Source organism: Leifsonia aquatica (assembly GCF_014190775.1).
GTDB classification, from domain to species: domain Bacteria; phylum Actinomycetota; class Actinomycetes; order Actinomycetales; family Microbacteriaceae; genus Leifsonia; species Leifsonia aquatica.
Genome location: NZ_JACHVP010000001.1, coordinates 526,883 through 549,354 on the forward strand (window position 1 = coordinate 526,883; position 22,472 = coordinate 549,354).

A 22,472-nucleotide genomic window follows, 5' to 3' on the forward strand; every position below is an offset into this window, starting at 1 on the left:
CGGCCGCGGCCGTGGCCGCGCGTGTCGCGGGAGCGCTGGTGGCTGCCGGTGTCGCTCTCGCGGCGCTGAGCGGCTGCTCGGGAGGTGCGCAAGCCCCGACCGCGTCGGCCACTGCCACGGAGGCGGCTCCGGGGTTCGCGATCGATCAGGACTTCGCCGACCCGGACGTGCTCGTCCACGACGGGACGGCGTATGCGTTCGCGACCAACACGCCCGGCTTCCTGGTTCGCTCGGCGACGTCCACGAACATGCGCGACTGGACCGTCTCGGAGTCGGACGCGCTCGAGGCGCTGCCGGCCTGGGCGCAGCCCGGCCGCACCTGGGCGCCCGAAGTCGCCGAGGTCTCGCCCGGAGCGTTCGTGCTGTACCTGACGGCTCAGGACGCCGCGTCCGGCCGGCAGTGCATCGGCACGGCCACGTCGAGTTCGCCGGGCGGCCCGTTCACCCCGGCCTCCGCCACTGCCCTCGTCTGCCCGGTCGAGGCGGGAGGAGCCATCGACGCCGCGACGTTCCGCGACGACGACGGCAGCCTCCACCTGCTCTGGAAGACCGACGGCAACTGCTGCGATCTCGACACCTGGATCGAGACCGCCCCGCTCTCCGCCGACGGACTCAGCCTGACGGGACCGCCGGTGAAGCTCCTGAAGCAGGACCGCACGTGGGAGGGCGCGCTCGTCGAGGCGCCCGACCTGGTGAAGCGCGACGGCGTGTACGTGCTGTTCTTCTCCGCCAACGACTACGGCGGCGACGACTACGCGATCGGCACGGCGACGGGGTCGTCACTGACGGCGCCGTTCACCTCGCAGGAGAAGCCGTTCCTCACCTCCGCGTCGAAGCAAGGGACCTTCCACGGGCCGGGCGGCCAGAACGTGGTCACGTTCGACGGGCGCGACTACCTCGTCTTCCACACCTGGGACGACGCGTACGCCTACCGCGGCATGCTGGTGCGCCCGCTGACTTGGGACGGCGCGACCCCCGTCCTCGGCTGACCTCTCGCGACATTCGGCACGAATGTCGTGAATAGCGCGGCCATTCGCGACATTCGTGCCGAATGTGCGGGGCGGCTCAGGCGAGGAACGTCAGGGCGGCCTCGCGGAACGTGGGGGAGTGGAGGGCGCCGAGGTGGTCGCCCGGCACGCGGACGAGGCGCGCGTCCGGGACGACCGCGGTGAGCCCCTCCAGGCCCTGCGTCATGGGGTCGTCGGCGCCGGCGACGAGCAGAGTCGGTACGTCCGGGCAGGAGGCTGCGGGATCCTCCGGTGAGAACGGCTCCGACCCGAGGCCGGCCATCAGGGCGAGCAGCGAATCCGTGTCGCGGCTCGTGCCCGACACCATGCCGGCCATCATCCCGACGAAGGGATCCGCCGGCGGTTCGCCGTCGACGGCGCGCGCGATCGCGACGATGTCGACCCCGGCGAACGGTTCGAACGGGCTGAGCCCGCCGAGCACGAGCCGTCGCACGCGTCCGGTCGCCGCGGGGAGCTCCCACGCGAGGCGGGCACCGAGCGAATAGCCGATCACGTCGACTCGCTCGGCGTCGATCGACCGGACGACGTCCGCGAGGGCCGCCACGACGGCGCTCGTCGTTCCCGCGTCGGCGCCCGGAACCGCGGGGGAGCCGCCGTGCCCCGGGAGGTCGACCAGGTACGCCTCGCGCCCGGCGGCGGCCAGCGCGTCGGCCCAGTCGCCGAAGTCCTCGGCGGAGGAGGAGGCGAAGCCGTGCATGAGCAGCACCGGAGGCAGAGCGGTCGCCGAGGCGGACCCGGTCGGGGCGGCCAGGCGGCGGACCGCGAGCGGGGACAGGGGCGTGGGAGCGGGCATCGTCGACCTCCGGGTGAATTGTTTTTCTATGATAGTAGAAAATAAACGTCTCCATCGGTAGAGTCATCCCGATCCCGTCGGACTCCACCGTCCGCCACCTGACAGAAAGAGCGTGAACGTGACAACGACCCGTCCAGTGACGCCCGAGGCCATCGTCGATATCGCGATCGGCTTCATGGGCGCGAAGCAGCTCTTCGCCGCCAGCCGCGTCGGCCTGTTCGCCGCCCTCTCCGACGGCCCGCTCGATGCCGACGCCCTCGCCGCCGCCACCGGAGTGCCGCCTCGTCAGGCGCGCGTCCTCGCCGACAGCATGGCCGCTCAGGGCCTCCTCACCCGCACCGACGGCCGGTACGACCTCGAGCCCGACGCCCGCGCCTTCCTGACGGGGGAGGACGCCGAGCTCGACCTCGCCCCCTTCCTCGCCTTCCTCGGCACGACGAGCTACACGCAGTGGCTGGGCTACGATTCCACCGTCGACACCGACGCCCCGGGCGTGCTGGAGCTGGACGAGGCGGGCTGGGGGGACTTCCTCGCCGGCGTCATGCGCTACAACGAGCTGCACGCCGCGATGCTCGGCGACGCCTTCGACTTCAGCCCGTACCGCTCGGCACTCGACCTCGGCGGTCTCAGCCCCGCCTTCGCGGTGGAGGGGCTGAAGGCGAACCCCGAGCTGCAGGTCCGCTTCGTCTTCGACCCGGCCTCCGTCGACTCGGTCCGGGAGGCCGTCGAGGCGGCCGGCTACGGCGACCGCACCACGGTCGAGGGCGCCGACACCGCGACCGCGCAGCCCGGCGGGGAGCACGATCTCGTGCTCGTCAACCACGTCATCCACCGCTTCGACGACGCCCAGAACCGGGCGATCTTCGCGAACGCCCGCGCGGCCGCGGCGGACGGCGCGACGCTCGTCGTGCTCGACTTCTTCCTGGACGACGACCCGCAGCAACGCAAGATCGACGCGCTGCACGCGGGGGAGTACTACAACATCGACGGCACGGTCGTGTACCCGGAGGCGACCGTGCGCGACTGGCTGGAGGCGGCCGGCTGGCGCGCCGAGCGGACGGTCGCCCTGCCGGGCAGCCCGCGGATCCTCCTCGCGACCGCCGTCTGAGCTCGGCTAGCGTGAGGGCATGGCCGCCCTCGAGAGCATCCGACCCGATTTGCACATGGTGCGCATCCCGATGCCCGGCGGCGGCCTGCCCTTCTCGCTCTGCTATCTGCTGCAGGATGCGGCCGGTGGCGTCCACCTGATCGACCCGGGTTCTCCCGGGCCGGACGCCGTGGCCGTTATCGATGATGCGCTCCGCGGCGTCGGCCGGCGGCTCGACGACGTCGCGTCGATCCTGATCACGCACCTCCACTCCGACCATGCCGGTGCGGCGGCGGCGGTCCGGGAGGCGACGGGCGCGCGGGTGCTGATGCACGAGCGGGAGCGGGGTGCACTCGCCGGGGCGGCGACCTCCGGTGGGCCGGATGCCGAGACCCTCGACGCCTGGGGCGTCCCCGGCGATCGCAGGCCCGAGCTGCTCGCCCAGCCCGCCCTCCCGATCGCCGGCGTCGCCGCGCCGGACGCGGTGCTGGCGGACGGCGAGCTCCTCGACATCCCGGGCCGCCGCATCCGCGCGCTCTGGACTCCCGGGCACACCAGCGGCCACCTCTCCTTCGACGACGAGGACCACGGCCTCCTCTTCACGGGTGACCACGTGCTCCCCACGGTGAACCCGGGACTCGGCCTGGGCGGCCCGGCCGACGACCCGATCGGCGACTACCTGCGCTCGCTGCGCCGCGTCGCCGACCTCGACCGCCTGGCCCTGCCCGGCCACGAGGACCCGTTCCCGAACCTCCACGACCGCTGCGCCGCGCTCGCCGAGCACCATCTGCGCCGGGCGCGGGAGGTCCGGGATGCCCTCCGCGCGCATCCGCAGGCGACGATCTGGGAGCTCGCGCGGGGCATGACGTGGACGGGCGGATGGTCCGCCCTCGCCGGGTTCACGCTCGCGTCAGCCCTCGCGCAGACCGCGATGCACCGCGCCTTCGTGCGGTCGGGTGCGCCTATCGCGTGGTGAGGCGCTGGAAGAACGCCTCGATCTGCGCCTCCAGCAGGGCCGGCGTCGACAGGTCGGGGGCGATCAGGCTCATGATGTTCGCGCCCGCGTTGATGAGCACGATCTCGTCGACCAGCTGCTCGTCCGGCGTCGCGGTCACGATGTCGCCGTCCGCTCGGCCCTGGGCGATGTAGGAGGCCAGACCCGCGCGCCACGAGACGAGGTGATCCCGGTACGCCTGGTGCAGCTCCTCGTTCGAGAGCGCGCGCTCCCAGAAGCTGAGGAGCACGCGGCCGGCGGTGATGGCCTCCGGAGTCGTCGGGGCGGAGGCCTCGACGATCGCGCGCAGCGCCTCGAGGCCGGTCTTGTCGCCGACCGCCTGCTCCACGCCGCCGCTCATCATGCCGAGGGCGCGCTCGTACGTGCCCTGGATGATCTCGTCCTTGCCGGGGAAGTAGTGCTTCAGCGCGCCGTTGGCGAAGCCCGCCTCGCTGGCGATCTCGCGCATCGTCGCCGCCTCCAGGCCGCCCTTGACGATCAGCCCCCAGGTCACGTCGATGATGTCGGAGCGTCGCTGATCGTGGTCGATCACCTTGGGCATGGTCCTCCACTCGTGGGACGGCACGTCGTTGTTCGTCCACAAGTGTAGGGGAAAGGCGTCACTCCCGACGGTGCACGGCGCGCCCGGCGAAGTAGGTCGCGCGCGGGCGCAGCCCGACGAGCTCGTCCACCGGGAGGGCGAAGGGATCGTCGTCGAACACCACGAAGTCGGCCGAAAGGCCGGGGGCGAGCGAGCCTGTCGTGTCGGCGAGACCCATCGCGCGGGCGCCGTTGACGGTGAAGACCTCGATCGCCTCTGCCAGCGTGATGGCCTGCTCCGGCCCGAGGGTGCCGGGTCGACGGCCGGACGGGTCGGCGCGCGTCACGAGGCCCTGGATGCCCTCCCACGGGTTCGGCGTCTCGCTCACCGGCCAGTCGGAGCCACCTGCGACGAGGGCGCCGGAATCGATGAGGGAGCGGTTCGGCTGCAGACCCGCGACCTCATCGGCGGGGCGCACCGTGCTGAGCGCGTCGGCGATCACGCCCGGGAACCACAGGAACGGTGAGATGTCCGCCGCCACCCCCAGCCGAGCGAACCGGGGGAGGTCCTCCTTGGCGATGAACTGGCCGTGCGCGATCTGGTAGATCGGCTCGGTGTGCCCCTCCGCCCGCACGGCCTCCACGGCATCCAGCACCATCCGCACCGAGGCGTCGCCGGTGCAGTGGATCTTCGCGGAGATGCCGAGCGCGGCGGTGCGGCGCAGCCAGTCGAGCAGCTCGTCGGCGGGCATGGTGGTCCCGCCGTGCCAGGGCGCGCTGTCGTGCTCGTCGGCGGGGAGGTACGGCTCGAGGAAGGCGCCGGTGCGGGCGGGCGGGGTCCCGTCGAGGAAGATCTTCACGAAGTCAGGCCGGTGGTGCTCGCCCGCCAGCTCGTCCCGGTGCGCGATGAGGGCGTCGCCGAGCTCCTCGTAGCCGAAGATCTGGTCGTTGACCGTCATCGACGAGACGACCCAGGCGTCGAGCTCGCCGCGGGCGTCGAGCGTGGCGAGGGCGCGCATCTGCGGCAGCGAGATCGCGGCGTCCTGGAACGCGGTGATCCCGTAGGTGTGCAGGATCTCGATCCCGCGGGCCGACGCGCGCACATCCTTCTCGGGCGTCAGGGCGACGGCAGGAGCCGCGACGGCCTCCACCAGCAGCCCCGCCGCCTCCAGCAGCACGCCGGTCGGCTCGCCGGTCTCGGGATCGCGGAGGATCGACCCGGCGGCCGGGTCGGGCGTCGTCGCGTCGATCCCGGCGAGCTCGAGCTCGCGGGCGCTCGCCCACCGGTTGTGGTGGCTGTCGTCCGTCAGGAGCACGGGACGGCCCCCGGCGGCCGCGTCGAGCGCGTGTCGCGCCGTGGCGCGCCCGAGCGTGTCGAGGAGTCCCGTGCCCCAGCTGCTGCCGACGATCCACTCGTCGGGTCCGAGCGTCGCCGCCCGGTCGCGCACCGCCTCGACGATCTCGTCGAGCGAGGCCGTGTTGGGGAAGGTCAGCTCGTAGAGCTCCGCCCGCCCGGCGTGGGCGTGGTGGTTGTGCACGTCCACGAGACCCGGCATGGCGAATCCCCCGGCGAGGTCGACCGTCTGCGTCTCCGCGCCGCGGAACCGCTCGATCTCGGCGGCCGTCCCGACGGCGAGGATGCGGCCGTCCCGCACCGCGAAGGCCTCGGCCCGCGACCGAGCCGCGTCGACCGGGTAGACGACGCCGCCGGTGACGATCAGGTCGGCGGTGCCCTGGTCGGCGGGGCTCATGCCGTCGCGGGGTCGTACTCGGCCGGGTGCACGGTGTTGCTCAGGAGCCGGCCGTGCGCGCCGAAGGTGAAGTGCGTCGGCACGTTCCCGCTCTCGTCGAGACCGAAGAGCACCCCGTGCGAGCGGAGGGCGCGCTGATCACGGTGGTCCGCGATCGTCACCGAGGCGCACGGGATGACCTTCTCGCGCCAGGTGAAGACGAGGATGCCGGGCCGCACCTCCCACACCGAGCACTCGTCCGTGTCGGCGAGGCCACGCTCGGGGCCGGCGAGGCACTGCCAGGTGTACCACTGCGGCCCGAGGTAGATGTGCTCGTACGCGTGCTCGGCGCTGTACTCCCACAGCACCCGCCGGCCGACCAGGGTCGTGGAGGGCGCGGGGGCCGGACCACTGGTCTCGAGCTCCTCGATCACCGACGGCACGAAGAGCTGCTTGACGGCGGTGTTGCCGGGGAGGTCGCCGCCGATCGCCTGCACGATGGACAACGCCCGCCCCGAGCGCAGGTCGAGGACGAGCGAGACCGCCTCCGCCGGCTCGTACTCGTGGTGGAACTGCACGAAATAGAGCTCGTCGTCGACCAGGAACGCCTCGTAGTCGTCGGAGCTGGACGTCTGCGGGATGGGGTCGCCCGCACCCGGGGTGTACTCCCACTCGACCCGGTGCGCGTCGAAGGTGTGCGCGATGCGCGTGCCCCGATCGTCCACGAGCGTCACCGTCCGGCCGGCCAGATCGGTCGAGTGCGGGGCCTTGCTCGCGTCGAAGCCGGGGGCGAGGCCGTCGAGCGGCAGCCAGGTGGCGGTGTTGGTGAGGTCGTCGATGGGCATTGCGGTTCCTTCCGTCGTCCGCCCAGTATCGGCAGCGGTCTGCGCGGGGGGAAAGCGTGCGGCGGAGGATGTGCGGCTGCGGTCAACCCTCGTTCCGGCGTCGCCAAGTCGGCGGGCTCGGGTCGGCGTGCCCGGTCAGCGCAGTTCGGCCGCGATGGCCTGCGCGGCCTGGCGCAGCCGCTCGGCCACCGCCTCCACCTCGCGTCCGTTCGCCACGAACACGACGGCCACCGCCGCGGGCGCGCGGTCCGGGAGCACCAGCGGCACCGCGACCGACGCGAGACCCGGGATGACCTCGTCGTGGCTGGTCGCGAACCCGCGCTCGCGCGCCTGGGCGGCCTCGTCCCGCGGGTGTTCGTCGGGCAGGGCACGCCACTGCGAGCCGGTGAGCGCGGACTGGATCGCGATGCCCGGCGCGCCGGAGCCGAGGGGATGCCGCGTGCCGGGACGCTGCACCACCGTCGCGTGAGCGTGCGACGGCTCGACGCTCACCAGCGTGACGACCTCGGTCCGGTCGAGCACGGCGACGAACGCGGTCATCGAGAGGTCGTTCGCGATGGCGGTCAGCTGCGGCAGGGATGCGGACTGCAGGTCGCGCGAGACGGAGCGCGCCAGCGTGGCCATGCGCGGCCCGAGCTGTACGGCGCCGGCCGCGTCGCGGACGACGAGCCCGTGATCCTCGAGCGTGCGCAGGATGCGGTACGCGATCGAGCGGTGCACCCCGAGCGCGTCGGCGAGCGCCGCGATCGTCATCGGATCCTCGGACTCGGCCAGGACCTCCAGCAGCCGGATGCCCCGCGAGAGCGTCTGCGAGTGCGGCGCGCTCTGCTCGCCCGGTCGGTCCATGAAGCCATTCTGTCCCATCCCGGAACGGCTACAGCAGCGTCTCGACCCCGAGCCGCACCCGGTCGCCGAGCCCGACGCCTTCGGCCTTCCTGATGTCGCCCTTGATCGACACGATGTACGCGCCCTCCGCGCTCTCGGGGAAGATCGACGTCGACCAGCGCGAGGAGCCCAGCGTCATCATCACCTTGACCGAACCGAACCCGGCCGGGGGATGCGGCTCCAGCCGGATCTCCTCCGACACGTCGTCGGGCAGCCGCGCGAAGACCCACAGGTCGCGCCGGGCCTCCCACCGGAACAGCTCGGCCTCGAACTCGTACCGCACTCCCGCCATCCCTCCACCCTGGCACGGACCACCGACATCCACCCCCTCCCGTCGGACGCATCCCGGCCGATAGGGTGACCGTGATCGGATCGACACCGCGTCCGTCCCCGAGGAGGCCCCATGTCCGCCACGCGCCCCGGATCGGTGACGTTCGTCGCCGTGCTGACCTACATCAACGGCGTCCTGAACATCATCGGCGGCGTGGTCGTGCTCTTCACGCGCGAGTCCGCGCCGGGCGCTGAGACGGCCGGCGGCCTGGCCGGCATCACCACCTCGGCGATCGTCTCGATCGTGCTCGGCATCGTCATCCTGATCGTCGCCCGCGGCCTCCTCAACGGCAGCAAGGTCTCGCGCGCTCTCGTGACGCTGGTCATGATCCTCAACCTGATCAACGGCGTCCTGCTGCTCTTCACGCTGCAGGTCTTCAGCGGAGTCGTCGACATCGTGTGGGTGATCATCGTGCTCTCCCTGCTGTTCACGCGCCGCGCCAACGCGTTCTTCAACGGGCAGTCGGCCTGAGCCGTCCCGGCTGCCCGGCCGGATCGGAGAGAATGGTCTCGGGCGCCGCCGCCGCGTCGTCCGCGGGCGCTCCCGCACGACGAGAGGGAAGGTGGAAGACGATGCGCTGGCCGACGTGGTTCCACCGCGGAGCCCCGAAGAAGAAGACGGTGCGCACCCGTCCCTTCGACGAGGACGCCCTGACCGCGCCTCCCGCGCCGACCCTCGACCAGTCCGTCGAGGAGGGCATGCTGCTGGCGGAATACGCCACGCGCATGGCGATCAAGAACCACATCGTCGTCGACACCATCCAGTACGGCAACGACTTCGACCCCGCGCGTCACACCGGCGAGGCCGCCCGCATCCTGCGCGAGCTCGCCTCCGAGCAGGGCCAGGCGGCCGGGCGCATCGACGAGGAGCTCGCCGTCGCGACCGGACTGCGCGGGGACGCGACGCATCCGCACGACTACCGCGACGTCGACCTCGCCAATCTGAACCTGCGCAAGTCCGCCGCTCTCGAGCTCGCCCAGCAGTTGCGCGCCAAGGCCGACTCCGAGGAGCAGCTGCTGGCGCTGGTGGAGCGCGGCCGGAAAGACGCCTGGGACGACGTCGGCACAGCGATCGAGGCCGGCCTCGACGCGCTCTCGGGCGTGGAGGCCCTCCGCGACGACTACGAGCGCGAGAAGCCCGCGCGGCTCAAGCTGCTCATCTGGCGCGACCTCGCGAAGCTCCAGGAGGAGCGCACGGGGTACTGACCCGGCTCATCCGCGCAGCGAGACCGGCGGCACCAGCAGCCCGACCTCCGTGCGCACCCAGCGATCGCCGGTCGCCCGCTTCTCGGCGTGCGTCGTGAACCGGTAGAGGTGCATCGTCGCGCGGACAGCGTGCGGACGATCGCCGCCGAAGGGGTCGGCGCGCAGCAGACGCAGGGTCGGGGCATCCGCCTCGAGCAGCCGCAGCAGGAAGACCTGGAACCAGGGGGAGTCGCGCGATCCCAGCGCGGGGAACCACATCAGCCAGTCCAGGCGCAGGTGGTACGGCGCGAACTGGCGCGGGAGCCGGCGCACGTCGCCGGGTTTGCCCTTGAAGGCGTACTCGCGCCAGTCGGCGTGCGGATCGAGCGGGTCGTCCGCCGTCCCCTCGACGGTGACCTCGTAGCGTTCGCGGGTCACGCTGCCGAACGCGCCGTAGGCGTTGACGAGGTGCCAGCGGTTGAAGCTCGCGTTCATGAGCTGGCGCCGCCGGAACAGATTCCGGAGCGGCGCCCAGCTGAGCACCAGCAGGCCCGCCGTCACGAGCACGGCGATCACCGCGTACCAGAGCGGGACTCCCGGGGCGCCGATGCCGCCGAGCCGGGCGCCCCCGTCCATCCACGCGAGCGCCCAGGACCACACCGGATCGCTCACCGCCGAGAACGCCAGGACGACCGTGATCACGTTCAGCCAGGCGAAGTTGCCCGTCGCGACCAGCCACAGCTGCGTCAGCACCACGACCGCCGCCGCGGCGCTCGCGACGGGCTGCGGCAGGAACAGCAGCCACGGCACCACGAGCTGCGCGAAATGATTGCCCAGCACCTCCATGCGGTGGAACCACTTCGGCAGGAGGTGCGCCGTGCGGCTGAGCGGGTTCGGCATCGGCTGCGTCTCGTGGTGGTAGTAGAGCGCGGTCAGATCGCGCCAGACCCGGTCGCCGCGCATCTTGATCATCCCGGCCCCGAACTCCAGCCGGAACACCAGCCAGCGCAGCAGCACGATGATCGTGATCGGCGGCGCCGTGTCGGCGGCTCCGAGGAAGGCGACCGTGAACCCCGCCTCGCACAGGAGGCTCTCCCAGCCGAAGCCGTAGAAGGTCTGGCCGATGTTCACGATCGAGAGGTAGAGGTACCAGATCGCGAGGAACAGCGGGACGAACAGCCAGCTGGGGAGGAGTTGCGGGAGCCCGAGCACGATGAGGGCGGAGAGGGCGGCGCCCGTCCAGGCGATCGCGCGCACGAGCCGATCGGAGTAGATCGCCTCGCCCTTCCGGCGCCAGCCGAACAGCGTCGGCTGGGCGCGGCCGTACGCGGAGCGCAGGAAGCGCGGTGCGGGCAGGAGGCCGTGCTCGCCCAGGAGCGCCGGGAACTGGTTCGCCGCCGACACGAATGCCACGACGTAGAGCAGGGCGACGCCGCGCTGCAGGATCTCCCGCGCGATCGTGTACTCGCCGCCCGCGAGCCACCCCAGCAGATCCATCCGTCACCACCTCGCGTCCGCGCTCTGGCCGGCCTCTCGGCTCCTTCGTACGCTCGAAACCACAGGCAACACAATCGGGGGAAGAGTTCATGCTGCACGTATCCATGGTCGGCGACGCCTTCGCGGAGGTCGACGCGACACTGATCACCATCGACGACGCGACGCTCGTCTGCTGGTCCGCGGCGGGGGAGGAGCCGGTGGCCCGCTACGGGCTGGAGCAGGTGCTGAGCGTCCAGCTCGTGCAGCCGCTGGTCGCCGAGCCCGAGCCCGAGCCCGCGTCGTCGCGCTCCAGTCCGGAGCACCCGAACGCGTTCCGGCGCTGGACGCCCGAGCAGGAGGCCGCGGTCGTCGAGGCGTATCACCGGGGTGACACGTTCGAGCAGATCGCGGCGGCCGCAGGGCGCCGCGTCGGCGGCGTGCGGGCGCGGCTCATCGCACTGGGCCTGATCGAGCCGGAGGCGACGGATCGGCTGCGGTTCCCCGTCGCCGGCTAGGCGCGGTTCAGGCCGCGCGCTCCGCGTCGAGACTGATCGCGCGGTGGTCGGAGGCGCCGGCGGGGAGCACGTCGACGCGCTCGATCTCGAAGCCGGTCGAGGTGACGAAGTCGAAATAGCCGGTGAAGAACTTGTACCGCAGGTACGTCGGCTCGGTGCTGCGCATGAGCGTGTACCCGCTCGTCGTCAGACTCCGCTCGAGGCCGTTGATGAACCAGGGGTAGTTGAAGTCGCCGACCATGATCGCGGGGGTGTCGGGGGCGAGCGAGCGCATCCCCTCGTGGGCGGCGGCGATCTGCTTGCGCCGCAGTGAGTTGGAGGCGGTCAGCGGGGCGGCGTGGAAGGAGCCGACCAGCACGTTGTCGCCGCTGTCGCGGTCGCGCAGGTGCACGGCGAGCAGACGCTCGTGCGCCGGGGCGAGCACCCGGTCGTGCAACGACTTGTGCACGGCGAAGACCTGCGTATTCAGGATCTCGTAGCGGTCGTCGCGCACGTACACGGCCAGGCCCAGGCGGTTCGCGCGCGTCGCGTCGGCGAGGCTCAGGTGGTGGAGGCGCTCGGGGAGGACGTCGGTGTCCGCCTCCTGGAGGCACAGGGCATCCACCTCGTGGTTCAGGGCGATATCGGCGAGTTCGTGGCCGGCCGCATGCTTGCGGAGGTTGTAGCTGATGATCCTCAGGGCGATGCACCTCATCTCGTGGTCCGGCCGCTCGGGGCCGTGGTCGGACGCGCTTGTCATTCTGGCCCAACTCGGCGGCGACGCCGGAGGACGGGCCGCATCCCACATGGAATTCACACCCTGGTCATCGGGAGTTCGAGCGGTACGGTGGAGCCATGGCAGGCGACGCGGTTGTCCTCACCGTCCCGGGTCCGAACGGCGACCGGGAGGTGCGCATCTCGAGCCCCGGCCGGGTGCTCTGGCCCGAGCTCGGCATCACCAAGCTCGATCTGGCGAACTACCTGGTCGCCGTGGGCGACGCGTTCGTGCGAGCGAACGGAGACCGGCCGGTATCCCTGCAGCGTTTTCCGGAAGGGATCGACGGCGAGCAGTTCTTCTCCAAGAACCCGCCGCGCGGCGCCCCCGACTACGTCCGCTCGGTGATGGTCGTCTATCCGAGCGCCCGCTCGCACCCGCAGCTCGTCATCGACGAGCCGGCGGCGGCGGTCTGGGCCGCGCAGATGAACACCGTGGTCTTCCACCCCTGGCCGTCGCGCGCGGAGGACTCCGACAACCCGGATCAGCTCCGCATCGACCTCGACCCGCAGCCGGGGACGGAGTTCGCCGACGCGATCCCGGCGGCGCTGGAGCTGCGCACGGTGCTGCGGGAGGCCGGGCTCGACGCGTTCGTGAAGACCTCCGGCAACCGCGGGTTGCACGTCTTCGCCCCCATCGCGCCGGTGCGGGAGTTCCTCGACGTCCGGCACGCGGTCATCGCCGCGGCGCGCGAGCTCGAGCGGCGCATGCCCGACGCGGTGACGACGGCGTGGTGGAAGGAGGAGCGCGGCGAGAAGATCTTCGTCGACTTCAACCAGGCCAATCGCGACCGCACGATGGCCGGTGCCTACAGTCCGCGCGCTCTCGCGCACGCCCCGGTCTCCACGCCGATCACCTGGGACGAGCTGCCCGAGGTCGACCCGCGGGACTTCACCGTGCTCAACCTGCCCGACCGGCTCGCCACGGTCGGCGACCCGTGGGAGCACTTCGGCGACGAGCCAGGGAGCATCGACGTGCTCATGGAGTGGTGGCAGCGCGATCTGGACTCCGGGCTGGGGGAGCTGCCCTTCCCGCCCGACTACCCGAAGATGCCCGGCGAGCCGCCGCGCGTCCAGCCGAGCCGCGCCAAGAAGTCCTAGCGGCAGGAGCGGATCGGCTCAGGTGAGCACGTCGCCGAGGTCGTAGGCCAGCGGACGGTCGAGCTGCTCGAAGGTGCACGATCGCGCCTCCCGGTCGAGGCGCCAGCGCTCGAACTGCGCCGTGTGGCGGAACCGCATCCCCTCCATCTGGTCATACCGCACCTCCAGGACCCGCTCGGGACGCAGCCGCACGAACGACACGTCCTTGCCGGCGGAGAACCGGCTGCGCTCCGTCTCGCCCTTCACGGCCTCGCCCGATTCGTCGCGTTCGACCAGCGGTTCCAGCTCGTCGATGAGCGCGAGCCGGGTCGCGTCGCTGAAGGCCGAGACGCCGCCGACGTTGCGGAGCGTGCCGTCGGCGTCGTAGAGGCCGAGCAGCAGGGAACCGACACCGCGGCCGCTGGCGTGGATGCGGTAGCCGAGCACCACGACGTCGGCGGTGCGGTGGTGCTTGATCTTCAGCAGTGTGCGTTTGTTGGGGGCGTACGGCCCGGCGAGCGGCTTGGCGACGACGCCGTCGAGCCCCGCGCCCTCGAACTCGACCAGCCACTCGCGGGCGAGGTCCACATCGGTGGTGGTCCGGGTGAGGGCGATCGGCGCTGGGAGGTCGGCGGCGAACTCCTCCAGCGCTGCACGGCGCTCGCCGAAGGGACGGTCGAGGTACGACTCGTCGCCGAGGGCGATCAGGTCGAACGCGATGAAGGTGGCGGGCGTCTCCTCGGAGAGGAGCTTCACGCGGCTCGCAGCGGGGTGGATGCGTTGCGACAGTGCTTCCCAGTCGAGCCGCTGGCGCCCGCTCTCGCCGGTCGGAACGACGATCTCGCCGTCGAGCACGCACGGCCCGGGCAGCAGCCGGCGGAACGCCTCGACCAGCTCCGGGAAGTACCGGGTCAGCATCTTGGAGCCACGGCTGCCGATCTCGACCGTACCGATGGTCTCCCCGTCGCCGGGCTCTGCGTACACGATCGCCCGGAAGCCGTCCCACTTCGGCTCGTAGCTGAGACCGCCCTCCACCGAGTCCGGGTCGGGGACCGTGGGCACGGCCTTGGCGAGCATCGGTGCGACGGGGGAGTCCGGACTGGGGCGCATGCCTCGATCTTCCCGCGTGCGCCGGAGCAGGGGAAGGGCGCGCTGTCTGGATGTCGGCTTCGAGGTCGGGAACCCGCAGTTGAGCTTAGGTAAGCCTGCCCTATACTCGAAAGCGAGATGCACCGACCCGACCATTCCTCCCACACCGCCGAGACGGCGCACCACGATGACCGCGTGCAGTTCCTCGTGGTGGGCGACGAGACCTCCCTTTCCGAGGTCGAGGCCGAGCTCGCTCTGCTCCCGCTCTGCGCTCGCGGCCGCGTGTTCCTGGAGGTGGAGGACGCCGACCACATCGCGCCGATCTCCGCCCCGATCCGCATGACGGTGACCTGGCTGACGCGCGCGACGCGCTCCGGCCGTCCCGGGACCGGTGAGCGTTGCGCCCGCGGCGCGGCGGCCACCCGTGCGGTGCGCGCGTGGGCGACGGAGATGCTGTGCGATGGTCCCGGCGCCACTCAGGCGATCGTGACCGGCGGCTTCTCCCTCGTGACCGAGGTGCGCGAGCTGCTCCAGGCGGAGGTCGGGATGGATCGCGACGCGGTCGTCACACCGGAGCGCCCACACCGACCAGCGTCTGTGTGACCGTCCAGAGGTCGCGCCCGAGCTGTGCGTCCTTCGCTTGCGCCGTGGTGGCTCCGTTGACGGTGAACCGGTCGAAGTAGGTCCCGCTGGGTGCGAGCACCGGTGACTCCGCCGCCAGCCTGACCAGCGGTGCCGCCCCTTCCTCGACCGGGATGCCGTACGTGCCGCGGGTCACGAGCGCGCCGAAGCGGATCAGCGGAGAGGTGCGCCCGAAGTTCGTGGCGATCGTCCCCGGATGGAACGAGTACGCCGTCACACCCGTCCCGGTGAGGCGTTCGGCGAGCTCGACCGTGAACAGGATCGTCGCGAGCTTGGCCGTGCCGTAGGCCCGCCAGCCGCCGGCCCAGCGGCGGCGCTCCCAGTCGAGGTCGTCCAGGCGGAGGCTGCCGAACCGGTTCGCGAGGCTGGCGGTATTGACGACCCGCACGTCGCGGCCGAGGGCCGCCGTCTCCTCCAGGCGCGGGCGGAGCAGGTGGGTGAGCAGGAATGGCGCCAGGTGGTTGTTCTGGATCGTGCGCTCGTGCCCGTCGATGGTCAGCTCACGCCGGTGGTTGAGGCCGCCGGCGTTGTTCGCGAGCACATCGATCGTCTCGTACCGGTCGAGCAGTGCATCCGCGAGGGCTCGCACGTCGTCGAGCCGTTCGAAGTCGGCGAGGAACGGCGTCGCCCCGATCCGCTCGGCGATCGCCCGCGTGCGCTCCGGGTTGCGCCCGACGACCGCGACCTCGTTGCCGAGGGCAGAGAGCTGCTCGGCCGCGACCGTGCCGATCCCGGAGCTCGCTCCGGTGAGCACGATGGTGCGGCGCCGCGATGCGCCCTCCGCCCGCTTCGACTGCTCCGTCTGCTCCGCTTCGGCCGCGTCGCTCATCGGTATCCGCCCTTCTCGAGGCCCGCCTCGATCTCGAATCGATTGCGCAGGGGGTCGCGCCCGGACAGCAGGTAGAGCAGCGGGAACACCATCCCGTAGCGCTGCCACTGCCGCTTGTGCACGGCCTCGTGCTCGAGGATGTCGTCGCTCACGTTCTGGTCGGTGAGGTAGCACTGGCCGACGCACGATCCGCCGCGGCCGAACGTCCGCGGGGGCATCCCGCGGAAGACGAAGAGCCCGGCGCGGCGCTCGACCCGGCCGGTGCTCCAGATGAAGCCCCAGGTCAGGCCGACGGCCGTGGCGTAGAGGTAGCCCAGCCAGCTGATCGGCGAGTCGAACAGCAGGCGGCCCAGTGCGCTCCGGTCGATCGCGTCGCCGATCCGGTCGCGGGTGCTCACGAGGTGGGCCGGCCGTAGGTCTCGAGCAGACGCAGCCAGACCTCGCTGATCGTCGGATACGACGGCACCGCGTGCCACAGCCGGGACAGCGGCAGCTCGCCGACGACCGCGATGGTTGCCGAGTGCAGCAGCTCACCGACGTCCTGACCGACGAACGTGACGCCGAGCACGACCTGGCGGTCCTCGTCGACGACCATGCGCGCCTGGCCCTCGTAGTTGTCCGAGGCGATGGAGGCCCCGCTCACCGAGCCGATCTGGTAGTCGACGACGCGGATGCGGTAGCCGGCCTTCTCCGCCGCGGCAGCGGTCAGCCCGACCGACGCGACCTCGGGGTCGGTGAAGGTCACCTGCGGCACGGACCGGTGGTCCGCGGTCGCGACGTAGGTTCCCCACGGTTCCAGGGAGACGTCCGTGCCGTGGGCGCGTGCCGCGATCGCGTCGCCGGCCGCGCGGGCCTGGTACTTGCCCTGGTGGGTGAGCAGTGCGCGGTGGTTGACGTCGCCGACACCGTAGAGCCAGCCGCCGTCGACCGCCGGCTCGCCGTCGGCGCCGACCACGCGCATGCTGTCGTCGACCTGCAGCCAGCCGCCGTCATCGAGCCCGAAGGCGTCGAGGCCGAGGCCCGACGTGCGGGGGAGGCGCCCGGTCGCGACGAGGAACTCGTCCGTCTCGATCGTGCTGCCGTCGTCGAGCACGATGCGGAACCGGTCACCGTCGATCCGCTCGACCGAGGTCGGGGAGACGTCGAGGTGCACGTTCGCGCCCAGCTCGCGCAGCGACGTCGTCACGGCCTCGCCGGCGAACGGCTCGTCGTTCGCCAGGAGCGCGCCGCGGGAGATGAGGTGGACCTCGGTGCCGAAGCCCGCGTACGCCGTGGCCATCTCGACCCCGACGACTCCGCCGCCGAGGATCGCCAGGGACACCGGCACGCGCTGCACGCTCGTCGCGTCGCGGCTCGTCCAGGGCTCGCTGTCGCGCAGTCCGGGGATGTCCGGGAGGAGGGCGGCGGAGCCGGTGCTGACCGCGACGGCGTGCTTCGCCGTCAGCACGGTGACCGTGCCGTCCTCCGCGGTGACCGTGACCTCTTTCGGGGCGGTGATGACCGCCCAGCCGCGCACCAGGTCGATCCCGGCGCTCTCGAGCCAGGAGACCTGGCCGTCGTCCTTCCAGTCGCTGGTCATCTGGTCGCGGCGCTTGAGCACCGACTCGACGTCGAGCGGTCCGGTGATCGCCTCGCGCGTCCCGCCCACCCGGGACGCCGCCCGGAGCAGGGCGCCGCTGCGCAGGAGGGCCTTGGAGGGCATGCACGCCCAGTAGGAGCACTCGCCGCCGACCAGCTCGGCCTCGACGATCACGGTGCGCATCCCGCCCTGCACGGCGCGGTCGGCGACGTTCTCGCCGACCGCGCCGGCCCCGATCACGATGACGTCGTACTCCGTGCTGGTCATGCTGTCTCCTTCTGTCGTGTCGGGCTGTCGTGTCGAGCTGGCTGCGGTGCGGGGGTCAACGGCCGACGAACCGCGCCTCGGTGCGGGAGAGGAAGGCCTCCATGCCGATGCGGGCGTCCTCGCTCGTGACGAGCCGCACCAGCGTCGGCTGCAGCTCCGCTTCCGCTGCCGCGTCGCCCTCGCGCACGGCGCGCTTCGCGTTGGCCAGCGCCGCCTGCACGGCGAGCGGCGCCTGCGCCGCGATCCGCTCGGCGATGGCGAGCGCGCGGTCGAACTGCTCGCCGTCGTCCACGACCTCCTGCACGAGGCCGATGCGATGGGCCTCGGCGGCATCGAAGGTGTCGCCGGTCAGGATGTAGCGCATGGCGTTGCCCCACCCGACGGCGCGCGGGAAGCGCAGCGTCGCGCCGCCGAACGGCAGGATGCCCCGGGTGACCTCGATCTGGCCGAAGGTCGTCGCGCGCGCGGCGACGGTGATGTCGGACGCCAGGATGAGCTCGATACCGAGCGTGAGGCACGTGCCCTGGACGGCGACCACGACCGGCTTCGTCAGGGACGTCCCCGAGACCTGCCAGGGGTCGAGACCGCCCTCGCGGACGAACGAGAGTCCGTCGGGCCCGATCCGCGGTCCGAGGTCGGCGAGGTCGAGCCCGGCCGTGAAGTGGTCGCCGACCGCGTGCACGAGTCCGACCCGCAGATCCGGATCCCGCTCCAGTTCGCCGTACGCGTCGGCGAGCGCGGAGAGCAGCTCGTAATCGGCGGCGTTGCGCTTCTCGGGGCGGTTGAAGCCGATGAGCAGGACATGGCCCCTGCGCTCGGTGCGGATCTTGGGTTCGCTCATGGATCCCAAGCTACCCGCCGCGTCAGAGGGCGTCATCCGGGAGGTCGGGATCTGTGGAGGCGTGCCGTGGCCCGGCCCCTGTGGATGACGACGTGCTGCTGGAGGCCGCGGGTCCGCCGCTGCCGATCGGGCCCGTCAGCGCACCGAGGATGCGCAGGATCACGGGCATATCGCGTCCCGCCGCCTCCGGCGACTCGGGAGCGAACTCGGTCACCCCCGCCCCGGCGAGCTCGAACCGCGCCCGCAGCGCCCGGATGGCATCGCACAGGGCGGCCGGCGTCACCCCGAACGGCTCGGGGTAGCCGATGCCGTCGATGTGCGCCGGATCGAGCACGTCGAGGTCCACATGCACGTACACGGCCGTCGCACCGGTCGCCTCGACGGCGCGGACGACGGCGTCCGCGTCATCCAGCTCGCCGGGCGCGACGACCCGGATCCCGGCGCGATCCACGAACGCGGACTCGCCGTCGTCCAGCGACCGGGTGCCGGCGAGCACCAGGTTCGCGGCCGGCAGCCGCGCCGCGCCGGCCGAGGCCAGGCCGTCCGGTCCGTCGCCGAGCAGCGCCCGCGCCACCATCCCGTGGAAGGCTCCGGAGGGCGAGGTCGACACGTTGTTGAGGTCGCCGTGGGCGTCGAACCACACGACCGCCACGGCGCCGCTGGGATGCGCCGCGACGGCGTGCTGCACACTCGCGAGGTCGGCGGCGCAGTCGCCGCCGACCGTCACGACCGGCGCCTCGAGCAGGGAGAGCTCTGCCGTCGCCAGCTCACGGACGAGGGTGAGCGATGAGAACCGGTGCACGCCGGTGCCCAGCGCGTCGCCCGCCGCGGAGGGCACGGAGACCGTGTGGGTGGCGCTCGCCGGCAGATCGCCGCGGATGGCCTCCGCACCGTCGATCAGCCGCATGGCGCGCGACGATCCCGAGCCCTGCCACTGCGGAACGACCAGGAAGGATGCTGCAGTCACCGGGCGGTCACTGCCCCGGGGTGTAGGGAGCGGAGGGAGCAGGGTCGGCCGTGACCGCCGGCTGCGCTCCACCGGTCTTGAGCGCGGCGAGGCGGGCCTCCACCTCGGTCAGCTCGCCGAGGTCGTCCAGGTCGTTGAACTGGGCGTCGAGGCTCGACGCGGCCAGCTCCTGGGCGCCGCGGACGCGGGCCTCCTCGCGCCGGATCTTCTCCTCGAAGCGCGAGACCTCGCTCGTGGGGTCGAGGATGTCGACGCTCTTGACCGCGTCGATGACCTGCGCCTGCGCCTGTGCGCTCTTCGCGCGCGCGATCAGCTCCGACCGCTTGCTCTTGAGCTGCTCGAGCTTCTCCTTCATGCCGTTCAGGCCCGACTTGAGCTTGTCGACGACCTCGGTCTGGGCGGCGATCTGCGGCTCGGCGGCCTTCGCCTCGTTCTCGGACGAGATCTGCCGCTGCAGAGCGACCTTGGCCAGGTTGTCGAACTTGTCGGCGTTCGCGGTGTCGCCGGAGGAGCGGTAGGTGTCGGCCTGCTTGCTCGCGGCGAGCGCCTTGCGGCCCCAGTCCTCGGCGGCCTCCACGTCTTCGCGGTGGTCGTCTTCGAGTAGCCGCAGGTTGCCGATGGTCTCGGCGATGGCGCTCTCGGCGTCGGCGATGCTGTTGGTGAAGTCGCGGACCATCTGGTCCAGCATCTTCTCCGGATCCTCCGCCTGGTCGAGGAGGGAGTTGATGTTCGCTTTCAGGAGCTGCGAGATGCGCCCGAAGATGGACTGCTTTGCCATGTGCTCTTCCTTTCCTCTCCCCCCGAAGGAGGCGTCTCCCGCCCCGGGTGGGGCGCTGGGTCCGTCTGGTGCGTCTAGAAGCGTCCGCCTCCGCGCCGGGTGCGCGTTCCGCCGCCGCCGAAGCTGCCGGAGCTGAAGCCGCCCCCGCCGCCTCCACGACCGCCGCCGCCTCCGCCGAAGCCGCCGCCCCCGCCGCCGCCGCCGAACATCCCGCCGCTCAGGACCGAGTTGATCAGGATGCCGCCGAGGATGGCGCCCATCGCGCCGTTGCCGCCGCCGCTCTGGCTCTGGGTGGTGCCGCCGCCGAAGATGTCGCCGAGGCCGCCCTGCTGCGGCTGGAAGCCGCCCACGTCGCGCTGGGCGAGCTGCGTCGCCTCGTCGGCGAGCTGCGCCGCGCGCTGGGCCTGGGCGAGCGCCGTCACCGGATCGGACGCGGCGGTCTGCTCGGCCTGCACGACCAGCCGTCCGGCCTCGGCGAGGCGGGTCCGTGCCTCCGGGCCGACGGCGCCGCGCCGGGCGGTGACGAAGTCCTCGCAGGCCGATACGCGCGCCTTCGCTGCCAGCAGCGTCTGCTGGAGCGCCGACTGGGCGCGCTGGGTCTGCAGCCGGGCGTCCCGGACGCCCTGGAGCACGCCGTCGATCGAGCGGTTGGCCCCGTCGAGGCGCTGTGCGATCTCGAGGGGGTTGATCGGGCCCGCGGCCAGCTTCGCCCGCACGTCCGTCACGGTCTGCTCGGTGCTCGCGATGACACCCGCGATCGTGCCGCCCGGATCGCCGGTGGCGGCCAGTGCCCGTGCCTCGGCGAGGTCGCTTTCGAGCTCGGGGAGGACGGTGTCGATCGACTGCTGGGTCTTCGCCAGGTCGGCCGCGACGCGGTCGACGGCGTCGAGCAGCAGCTTGGCCTGGTCGACCGACTCCTCCGCGGCGCGGACGCCGATCGCGGCGGCGCTGGTGTCGCCCGCGCCCGCTTTCTGCGCCGCGGCCGCGAGCGCGGTCTGCACGAACGCGAGACGCTGCGTCGCCTGGTCGACGTTGTCGCTCACGGTCGCGAGTGAGGCGTCCGTGTAACGCTGGGCGAGCGCGGCCACGGTCGCGCGCGTCTGCTCGACGCGGGCGGTGAGCTCCTGAGCGGCGGTCGCCACCTCCGTCGAGGCCGCCGGGATGCGCTTCTCGAGCGACCGGAGCTCGTCGAAGGCGTCCGCCTGGGCGTCGAGCGCCTGATTCGCCGCCGCGCAGAGCTCGACGATGCGGATGTTCCACCCGCGCCGCTGCTCGTCGGTGTCCGGTTCGGCGTCGTCCAGTTTCTGCTTGAGGGTGAACGCCTCCCGCAGCTGGCCCTTCGCCTGGTCGAGCGCGGCCTGGAACGGGACGACGGAGTCCGCCCCGTACTGCGCCGTCGCGAAGCCCAGCTCCTCCTCGCTGGTGCGGATGGCGTCGTCCGTCTGCACCAGGGCCGATCCGGCGCGACGCTGGAGCTCCTCGATCGGGATGGTCTGCAGCTCGCTCTGCGGCTGTCCCGGCGCGCCGGCGACGGCCCCGCCCGCCTTCTTCTTGCGGCGCGAACGGAGGACGAAGAAGAGGATGAGCCCAACGACCACGACGGCGATGATGAAGAACCAGAAGAAGCCGCCACCGCCTCCGCCGACCGCGTCCGAGAGCCCCTGAGCGGCGGCGATCCCCGCGCCGGACCAATCGCCGGCCCGCAGCTGGGGCTCGATATCGTTCTGCTCGATCCGGTCCAGCTGATCGGCGCTGACCGGACCCTCGTCGTCGCCCGAGAGGTAGTAGGCGCGGCCGTCGGTCGCGACGGCCAGGAGGTAGTCGTTCGGCCCGAGGTTGTTCTGGGCGGCCGTCTCGTTGGCCCAGTCGGCGGCGTCCGTCGGGTTCGTGAACCGATCGACGTAGACGACGAAGAGGTCGATCTTGTGGTCGTCGGCGAGTTTCGCGGCGGCGGCGGCGACCGCGTCGCCCTGGCTGTCGGTGAGCACGCCCGCGACGTCGTCGACGTGGCTCGCGCCCAGGTCCACCGGATCCTGCGCAGAGGCCGGCGCCGCGAGGGCCAGCGGGCCCGCGACGAGGGCGACGGCCAGCAGGGCCCCGGTCAGAACACGTCGCAAGAGCATCCACCCACTCTCCAGGAACACTTCGTGCCGAGTCTATGGGGGCCGTGCGACGGTGTCACTGTTTCAGCCTGTTACGGAGGAGGATGCGCGCCCGGCGCGGCCCTCGCAGAATGGAC

General features: G+C 71.9%; 24 protein-coding genes. 8 read left to right on the top strand and 16 right to left on the bottom strand.

Going from position 1 to position 22,472, the window contains the following annotated elements; all coding sequences use genetic code 11:
- Window positions 1–11: 11 nt before the first annotated feature.
- Complete coding sequence (locus FHX33_RS02430; RefSeq protein ID WP_039922685.1) at window positions 12–989, top strand: glycoside hydrolase family 43 protein; 978 nt, start codon at window positions 12–14, stop codon at window positions 987–989.
- A 76-nt stretch (window positions 990–1,065) separates the two neighbouring features.
- Here the strand turns inward: FHX33_RS02430 and FHX33_RS02435 are convergent, their stop codons facing one another.
- Window positions 1,066–1,821: an alpha/beta fold hydrolase gene (locus FHX33_RS02435; protein WP_021763638.1), complete on the bottom strand. Its 756-nt coding sequence runs from the start codon at window positions 1,819–1,821 to the stop codon at window positions 1,066–1,068.
- A gap of 118 nt (window positions 1,822–1,939) precedes the next feature.
- Between FHX33_RS02435 and FHX33_RS22060 the strand changes: the two genes are divergently transcribed.
- A complete protein-coding gene (locus FHX33_RS22060; RefSeq protein ID WP_039922689.1) occupies window positions 1,940–2,929 on the top strand; it encodes a methyltransferase in 990 nt (329 codons plus the stop codon).
- A gap of 19 nt (window positions 2,930–2,948) precedes the next feature.
- Window positions 2,949–3,884, top strand: coding sequence for an MBL fold metallo-hydrolase (locus tag FHX33_RS02445; RefSeq protein WP_183428127.1), 936 nt, complete (start codon window positions 2,949–2,951; stop codon window positions 3,882–3,884).
- On the opposite strand, the gene FHX33_RS02450 is transcribed toward FHX33_RS02445, so the two are convergent.
- The 5 genes from FHX33_RS02450 to FHX33_RS02470 all read right to left on the bottom strand — a co-directional run bounded on the left by FHX33_RS02450 (window position 3,871) and on the right by FHX33_RS02470 (window position 8,194).
- Window positions 3,871–4,464 (bottom strand): TetR/AcrR family transcriptional regulator, encoded by a 594-nt coding sequence (locus FHX33_RS02450; RefSeq protein WP_021763912.1) that lies wholly within the window; start codon window positions 4,462–4,464, stop codon window positions 3,871–3,873. The two genes, FHX33_RS02445 and FHX33_RS02450, sit on opposite strands and share 14 nt — an antisense overlap.
- A gap of 58 nt (window positions 4,465–4,522) precedes the next feature.
- Complete coding sequence (locus tag FHX33_RS02455; protein WP_021763913.1) at window positions 4,523–6,193, bottom strand: amidohydrolase; 1,671 nt, start codon at window positions 6,191–6,193, stop codon at window positions 4,523–4,525.
- Complete coding sequence (locus FHX33_RS02460) at window positions 6,190–7,017, bottom strand: molybdenum cofactor biosynthesis F family protein (RefSeq protein WP_021763914.1); 828 nt, start codon at window positions 7,015–7,017, stop codon at window positions 6,190–6,192. Before FHX33_RS02460 ends, FHX33_RS02455 begins: the two co-directional genes overlap by 4 nt.
- A 135-nt stretch (window positions 7,018–7,152) precedes the next feature.
- Window positions 7,153–7,863, bottom strand: a complete 711-nt coding sequence (locus FHX33_RS02465; RefSeq protein ID WP_179699473.1) for an IclR family transcriptional regulator — start codon at window positions 7,861–7,863, stop codon at window positions 7,153–7,155.
- Between the two features lie 28 nt (window positions 7,864–7,891).
- Window positions 7,892–8,194, bottom strand: a complete 303-nt coding sequence (locus tag FHX33_RS02470) for a DUF1905 domain-containing protein (protein ID WP_021763674.1) — start codon at window positions 8,192–8,194, stop codon at window positions 7,892–7,894.
- A gap of 111 nt (window positions 8,195–8,305) precedes the next feature.
- Between FHX33_RS02470 and FHX33_RS02475 the strand changes: the two genes are divergently transcribed.
- Entirely contained in the window at window positions 8,306–8,704 is a 399-nt protein-coding gene (locus FHX33_RS02475) for a DUF7144 family membrane protein (RefSeq protein WP_021763673.1), read from the top strand.
- A 101-nt stretch (window positions 8,705–8,805) separates the two neighbouring features.
- Window positions 8,806–9,438, top strand: coding sequence for a hypothetical protein (locus tag FHX33_RS02480; RefSeq protein ID WP_021763672.1), 633 nt, complete (start codon window positions 8,806–8,808; stop codon window positions 9,436–9,438).
- Window positions 9,439–9,444: 6 nt separating this feature from the next.
- Here FHX33_RS02480 and FHX33_RS02485 read toward each other — a convergent pair whose 3' ends face one another.
- Entirely contained in the window at window positions 9,445–10,914 is a 1,470-nt protein-coding gene (locus FHX33_RS02485; RefSeq protein WP_021763671.1) for a lipase maturation factor family protein, read from the bottom strand.
- A gap of 89 nt (window positions 10,915–11,003) precedes the next feature.
- Between FHX33_RS02485 and FHX33_RS02490 the strand changes: the two genes are divergently transcribed.
- A complete protein-coding gene (locus FHX33_RS02490) occupies window positions 11,004–11,408 on the top strand; it encodes a sigma-70 family RNA polymerase sigma factor (RefSeq protein ID WP_021763670.1) in 405 nt (134 codons plus the stop codon).
- 7 nt (window positions 11,409–11,415) lie between these two features.
- Here the strand turns inward: FHX33_RS02490 and FHX33_RS02495 are convergent, their stop codons facing one another.
- The gene (locus tag FHX33_RS02495) at window positions 11,416–12,147 is read right to left on the bottom strand and encodes an endonuclease/exonuclease/phosphatase family protein (protein ID WP_021763669.1); all 732 of its coding nucleotides are present in this window, start codon (window positions 12,145–12,147) and stop codon (window positions 11,416–11,418) included.
- A 95-nt stretch (window positions 12,148–12,242) separates the two neighbouring features.
- Here FHX33_RS02495 and ligD point away from each other — a divergent pair, with 95 nt between their 5' ends.
- Window positions 12,243–13,262 carry a non-homologous end-joining DNA ligase gene (gene ligD / locus FHX33_RS02500; protein ID WP_021763668.1) on the top strand — a complete coding sequence of 340 codons (1,020 nt, stop codon included), beginning with the start codon at window positions 12,243–12,245 and terminating at the stop codon, window positions 13,260–13,262.
- 18 nt (window positions 13,263–13,280) lie between these two features.
- Here the strand turns inward: ligD and FHX33_RS02505 are convergent, their stop codons facing one another.
- Entirely contained in the window at window positions 13,281–14,351 is a 1,071-nt protein-coding gene (locus FHX33_RS02505; RefSeq protein ID WP_039922711.1) for an ATP-dependent DNA ligase, read from the bottom strand.
- 117 nt (window positions 14,352–14,468) lie between these two features.
- Here FHX33_RS02505 and FHX33_RS02510 point away from each other — a divergent pair, with 117 nt between their 5' ends.
- Window positions 14,469–14,933: an SIP domain-containing protein gene (locus FHX33_RS02510; RefSeq protein ID WP_021763666.1), complete on the top strand. Its 465-nt coding sequence runs from the start codon at window positions 14,469–14,471 to the stop codon at window positions 14,931–14,933.
- Here the strand turns inward: FHX33_RS02510 and FHX33_RS02515 are convergent.
- The 7 genes from FHX33_RS02515 to FHX33_RS02545 all read right to left on the bottom strand — a co-directional run bounded on the left by FHX33_RS02515 (window position 14,896) and on the right by FHX33_RS02545 (window position 22,356).
- Window positions 14,896–15,801 (bottom strand): SDR family NAD(P)-dependent oxidoreductase, encoded by a 906-nt coding sequence (locus FHX33_RS02515; RefSeq protein ID WP_021763665.1) that lies wholly within the window; start codon window positions 15,799–15,801, stop codon window positions 14,896–14,898. The genes FHX33_RS02510 and FHX33_RS02515 overlap by 38 nt on opposite strands.
- Entirely contained in the window at window positions 15,798–16,199 is a 402-nt protein-coding gene (locus FHX33_RS02520) for a hypothetical protein (protein WP_021763664.1), read from the bottom strand. Before FHX33_RS02520 ends, FHX33_RS02515 begins: the two co-directional genes overlap by 4 nt.
- Window positions 16,196–17,647: a dihydrolipoyl dehydrogenase family protein gene (locus FHX33_RS02525; RefSeq protein WP_021763663.1), complete on the bottom strand. Its 1,452-nt coding sequence runs from the start codon at window positions 17,645–17,647 to the stop codon at window positions 16,196–16,198. Before FHX33_RS02525 ends, FHX33_RS02520 begins: the two co-directional genes overlap by 4 nt.
- A gap of 55 nt (window positions 17,648–17,702) precedes the next feature.
- Window positions 17,703–18,488: a crotonase/enoyl-CoA hydratase family protein gene (locus FHX33_RS02530; RefSeq protein ID WP_183428128.1), complete on the bottom strand. Its 786-nt coding sequence runs from the start codon at window positions 18,486–18,488 to the stop codon at window positions 17,703–17,705.
- A 22-nt stretch (window positions 18,489–18,510) separates the two neighbouring features.
- On the bottom strand, window positions 18,511–19,455 hold the full coding sequence (locus FHX33_RS02535) for an arginase family protein (protein ID WP_179699465.1): 945 nt from the start codon (window positions 19,453–19,455) through the stop codon (window positions 18,511–18,513).
- Window positions 19,456–19,462: 7 nt separating this feature from the next.
- Complete coding sequence (locus FHX33_RS02540) at window positions 19,463–20,233, bottom strand: PspA/IM30 family protein (RefSeq protein WP_021762434.1); 771 nt, start codon at window positions 20,231–20,233, stop codon at window positions 19,463–19,465.
- A 74-nt stretch (window positions 20,234–20,307) separates the two neighbouring features.
- Entirely contained in the window at window positions 20,308–22,356 is a 2,049-nt protein-coding gene (locus FHX33_RS02545) for a TPM domain-containing protein (protein ID WP_183428129.1), read from the bottom strand.
- Window positions 22,357–22,472 lie beyond the last annotated feature (116 nt).

Excerpts from the sequence above, each read along its gene's own strand:
- FHX33_RS02435 (WP_021763638.1), bottom strand. The coding sequence starts at position 1,821 with ATGCCCGCTCCCACGCCCCTGTCCCCGCTCGCGGTCCGCCGCCTGGCC.
- FHX33_RS02540 (WP_021762434.1), bottom strand. The coding sequence starts at position 20,233 with ATGGCAAAGCAGTCCATCTTCGGGCGCATCTCGCAGCTCCTGAAAGCG.
- FHX33_RS02545 (WP_183428129.1), bottom strand. The coding sequence starts at position 22,356 with ATGCTCTTGCGACGTGTTCTGACCGGGGCCCTGCTGGCCGTCGCCCTC.
- ligD (WP_021763668.1), top strand. The coding sequence starts at position 12,243 with ATGGCAGGCGACGCGGTTGTCCTCACCGTCCCGGGTCCGAACGGCGAC.
- FHX33_RS02475 (WP_021763673.1), top strand. The coding sequence starts at position 8,306 with ATGTCCGCCACGCGCCCCGGATCGGTGACGTTCGTCGCCGTGCTGACC.
- FHX33_RS02510 (WP_021763666.1), top strand. The coding sequence starts at position 14,469 with ATGCACCGACCCGACCATTCCTCCCACACCGCCGAGACGGCGCACCAC.
- FHX33_RS02495 (WP_021763669.1), bottom strand. The coding sequence starts at position 12,147 with ATGACAAGCGCGTCCGACCACGGCCCCGAGCGGCCGGACCACGAGATG.
- FHX33_RS02530 (WP_183428128.1), bottom strand. The coding sequence starts at position 18,488 with ATGAGCGAACCCAAGATCCGCACCGAGCGCAGGGGCCATGTCCTGCTC.
- FHX33_RS02465 (WP_179699473.1), bottom strand. The coding sequence starts at position 7,863 with ATGGACCGACCGGGCGAGCAGAGCGCGCCGCACTCGCAGACGCTCTCG.
- FHX33_RS02525 (WP_021763663.1), bottom strand. The coding sequence starts at position 17,647 with ATGACCAGCACGGAGTACGACGTCATCGTGATCGGGGCCGGCGCGGTC.
- FHX33_RS02505 (WP_039922711.1), bottom strand. The coding sequence starts at position 14,351 with ATGCGCCCCAGTCCGGACTCCCCCGTCGCACCGATGCTCGCCAAGGCC.
- FHX33_RS02515 (WP_021763665.1), bottom strand. The coding sequence starts at position 15,801 with ATGAGCGACGCGGCCGAAGCGGAGCAGACGGAGCAGTCGAAGCGGGCG.
- FHX33_RS02485 (WP_021763671.1), bottom strand. The coding sequence starts at position 10,914 with ATGGATCTGCTGGGGTGGCTCGCGGGCGGCGAGTACACGATCGCGCGG.
- FHX33_RS02470 (WP_021763674.1), bottom strand. The coding sequence starts at position 8,194 with ATGGCGGGAGTGCGGTACGAGTTCGAGGCCGAGCTGTTCCGGTGGGAG.
- FHX33_RS02455 (WP_021763913.1), bottom strand. The coding sequence starts at position 6,193 with ATGAGCCCCGCCGACCAGGGCACCGCCGACCTGATCGTCACCGGCGGC.
- FHX33_RS02460 (WP_021763914.1), bottom strand. The coding sequence starts at position 7,017 with ATGCCCATCGACGACCTCACCAACACCGCCACCTGGCTGCCGCTCGAC.
- FHX33_RS02450 (WP_021763912.1), bottom strand. The coding sequence starts at position 4,464 with ATGCCCAAGGTGATCGACCACGATCAGCGACGCTCCGACATCATCGAC.
- FHX33_RS02490 (WP_021763670.1), top strand. The coding sequence starts at position 11,004 with ATGCTGCACGTATCCATGGTCGGCGACGCCTTCGCGGAGGTCGACGCG.
- FHX33_RS02480 (WP_021763672.1), top strand. The coding sequence starts at position 8,806 with ATGCGCTGGCCGACGTGGTTCCACCGCGGAGCCCCGAAGAAGAAGACG.
- FHX33_RS02445 (WP_183428127.1), top strand. The coding sequence starts at position 2,949 with ATGGCCGCCCTCGAGAGCATCCGACCCGATTTGCACATGGTGCGCATC.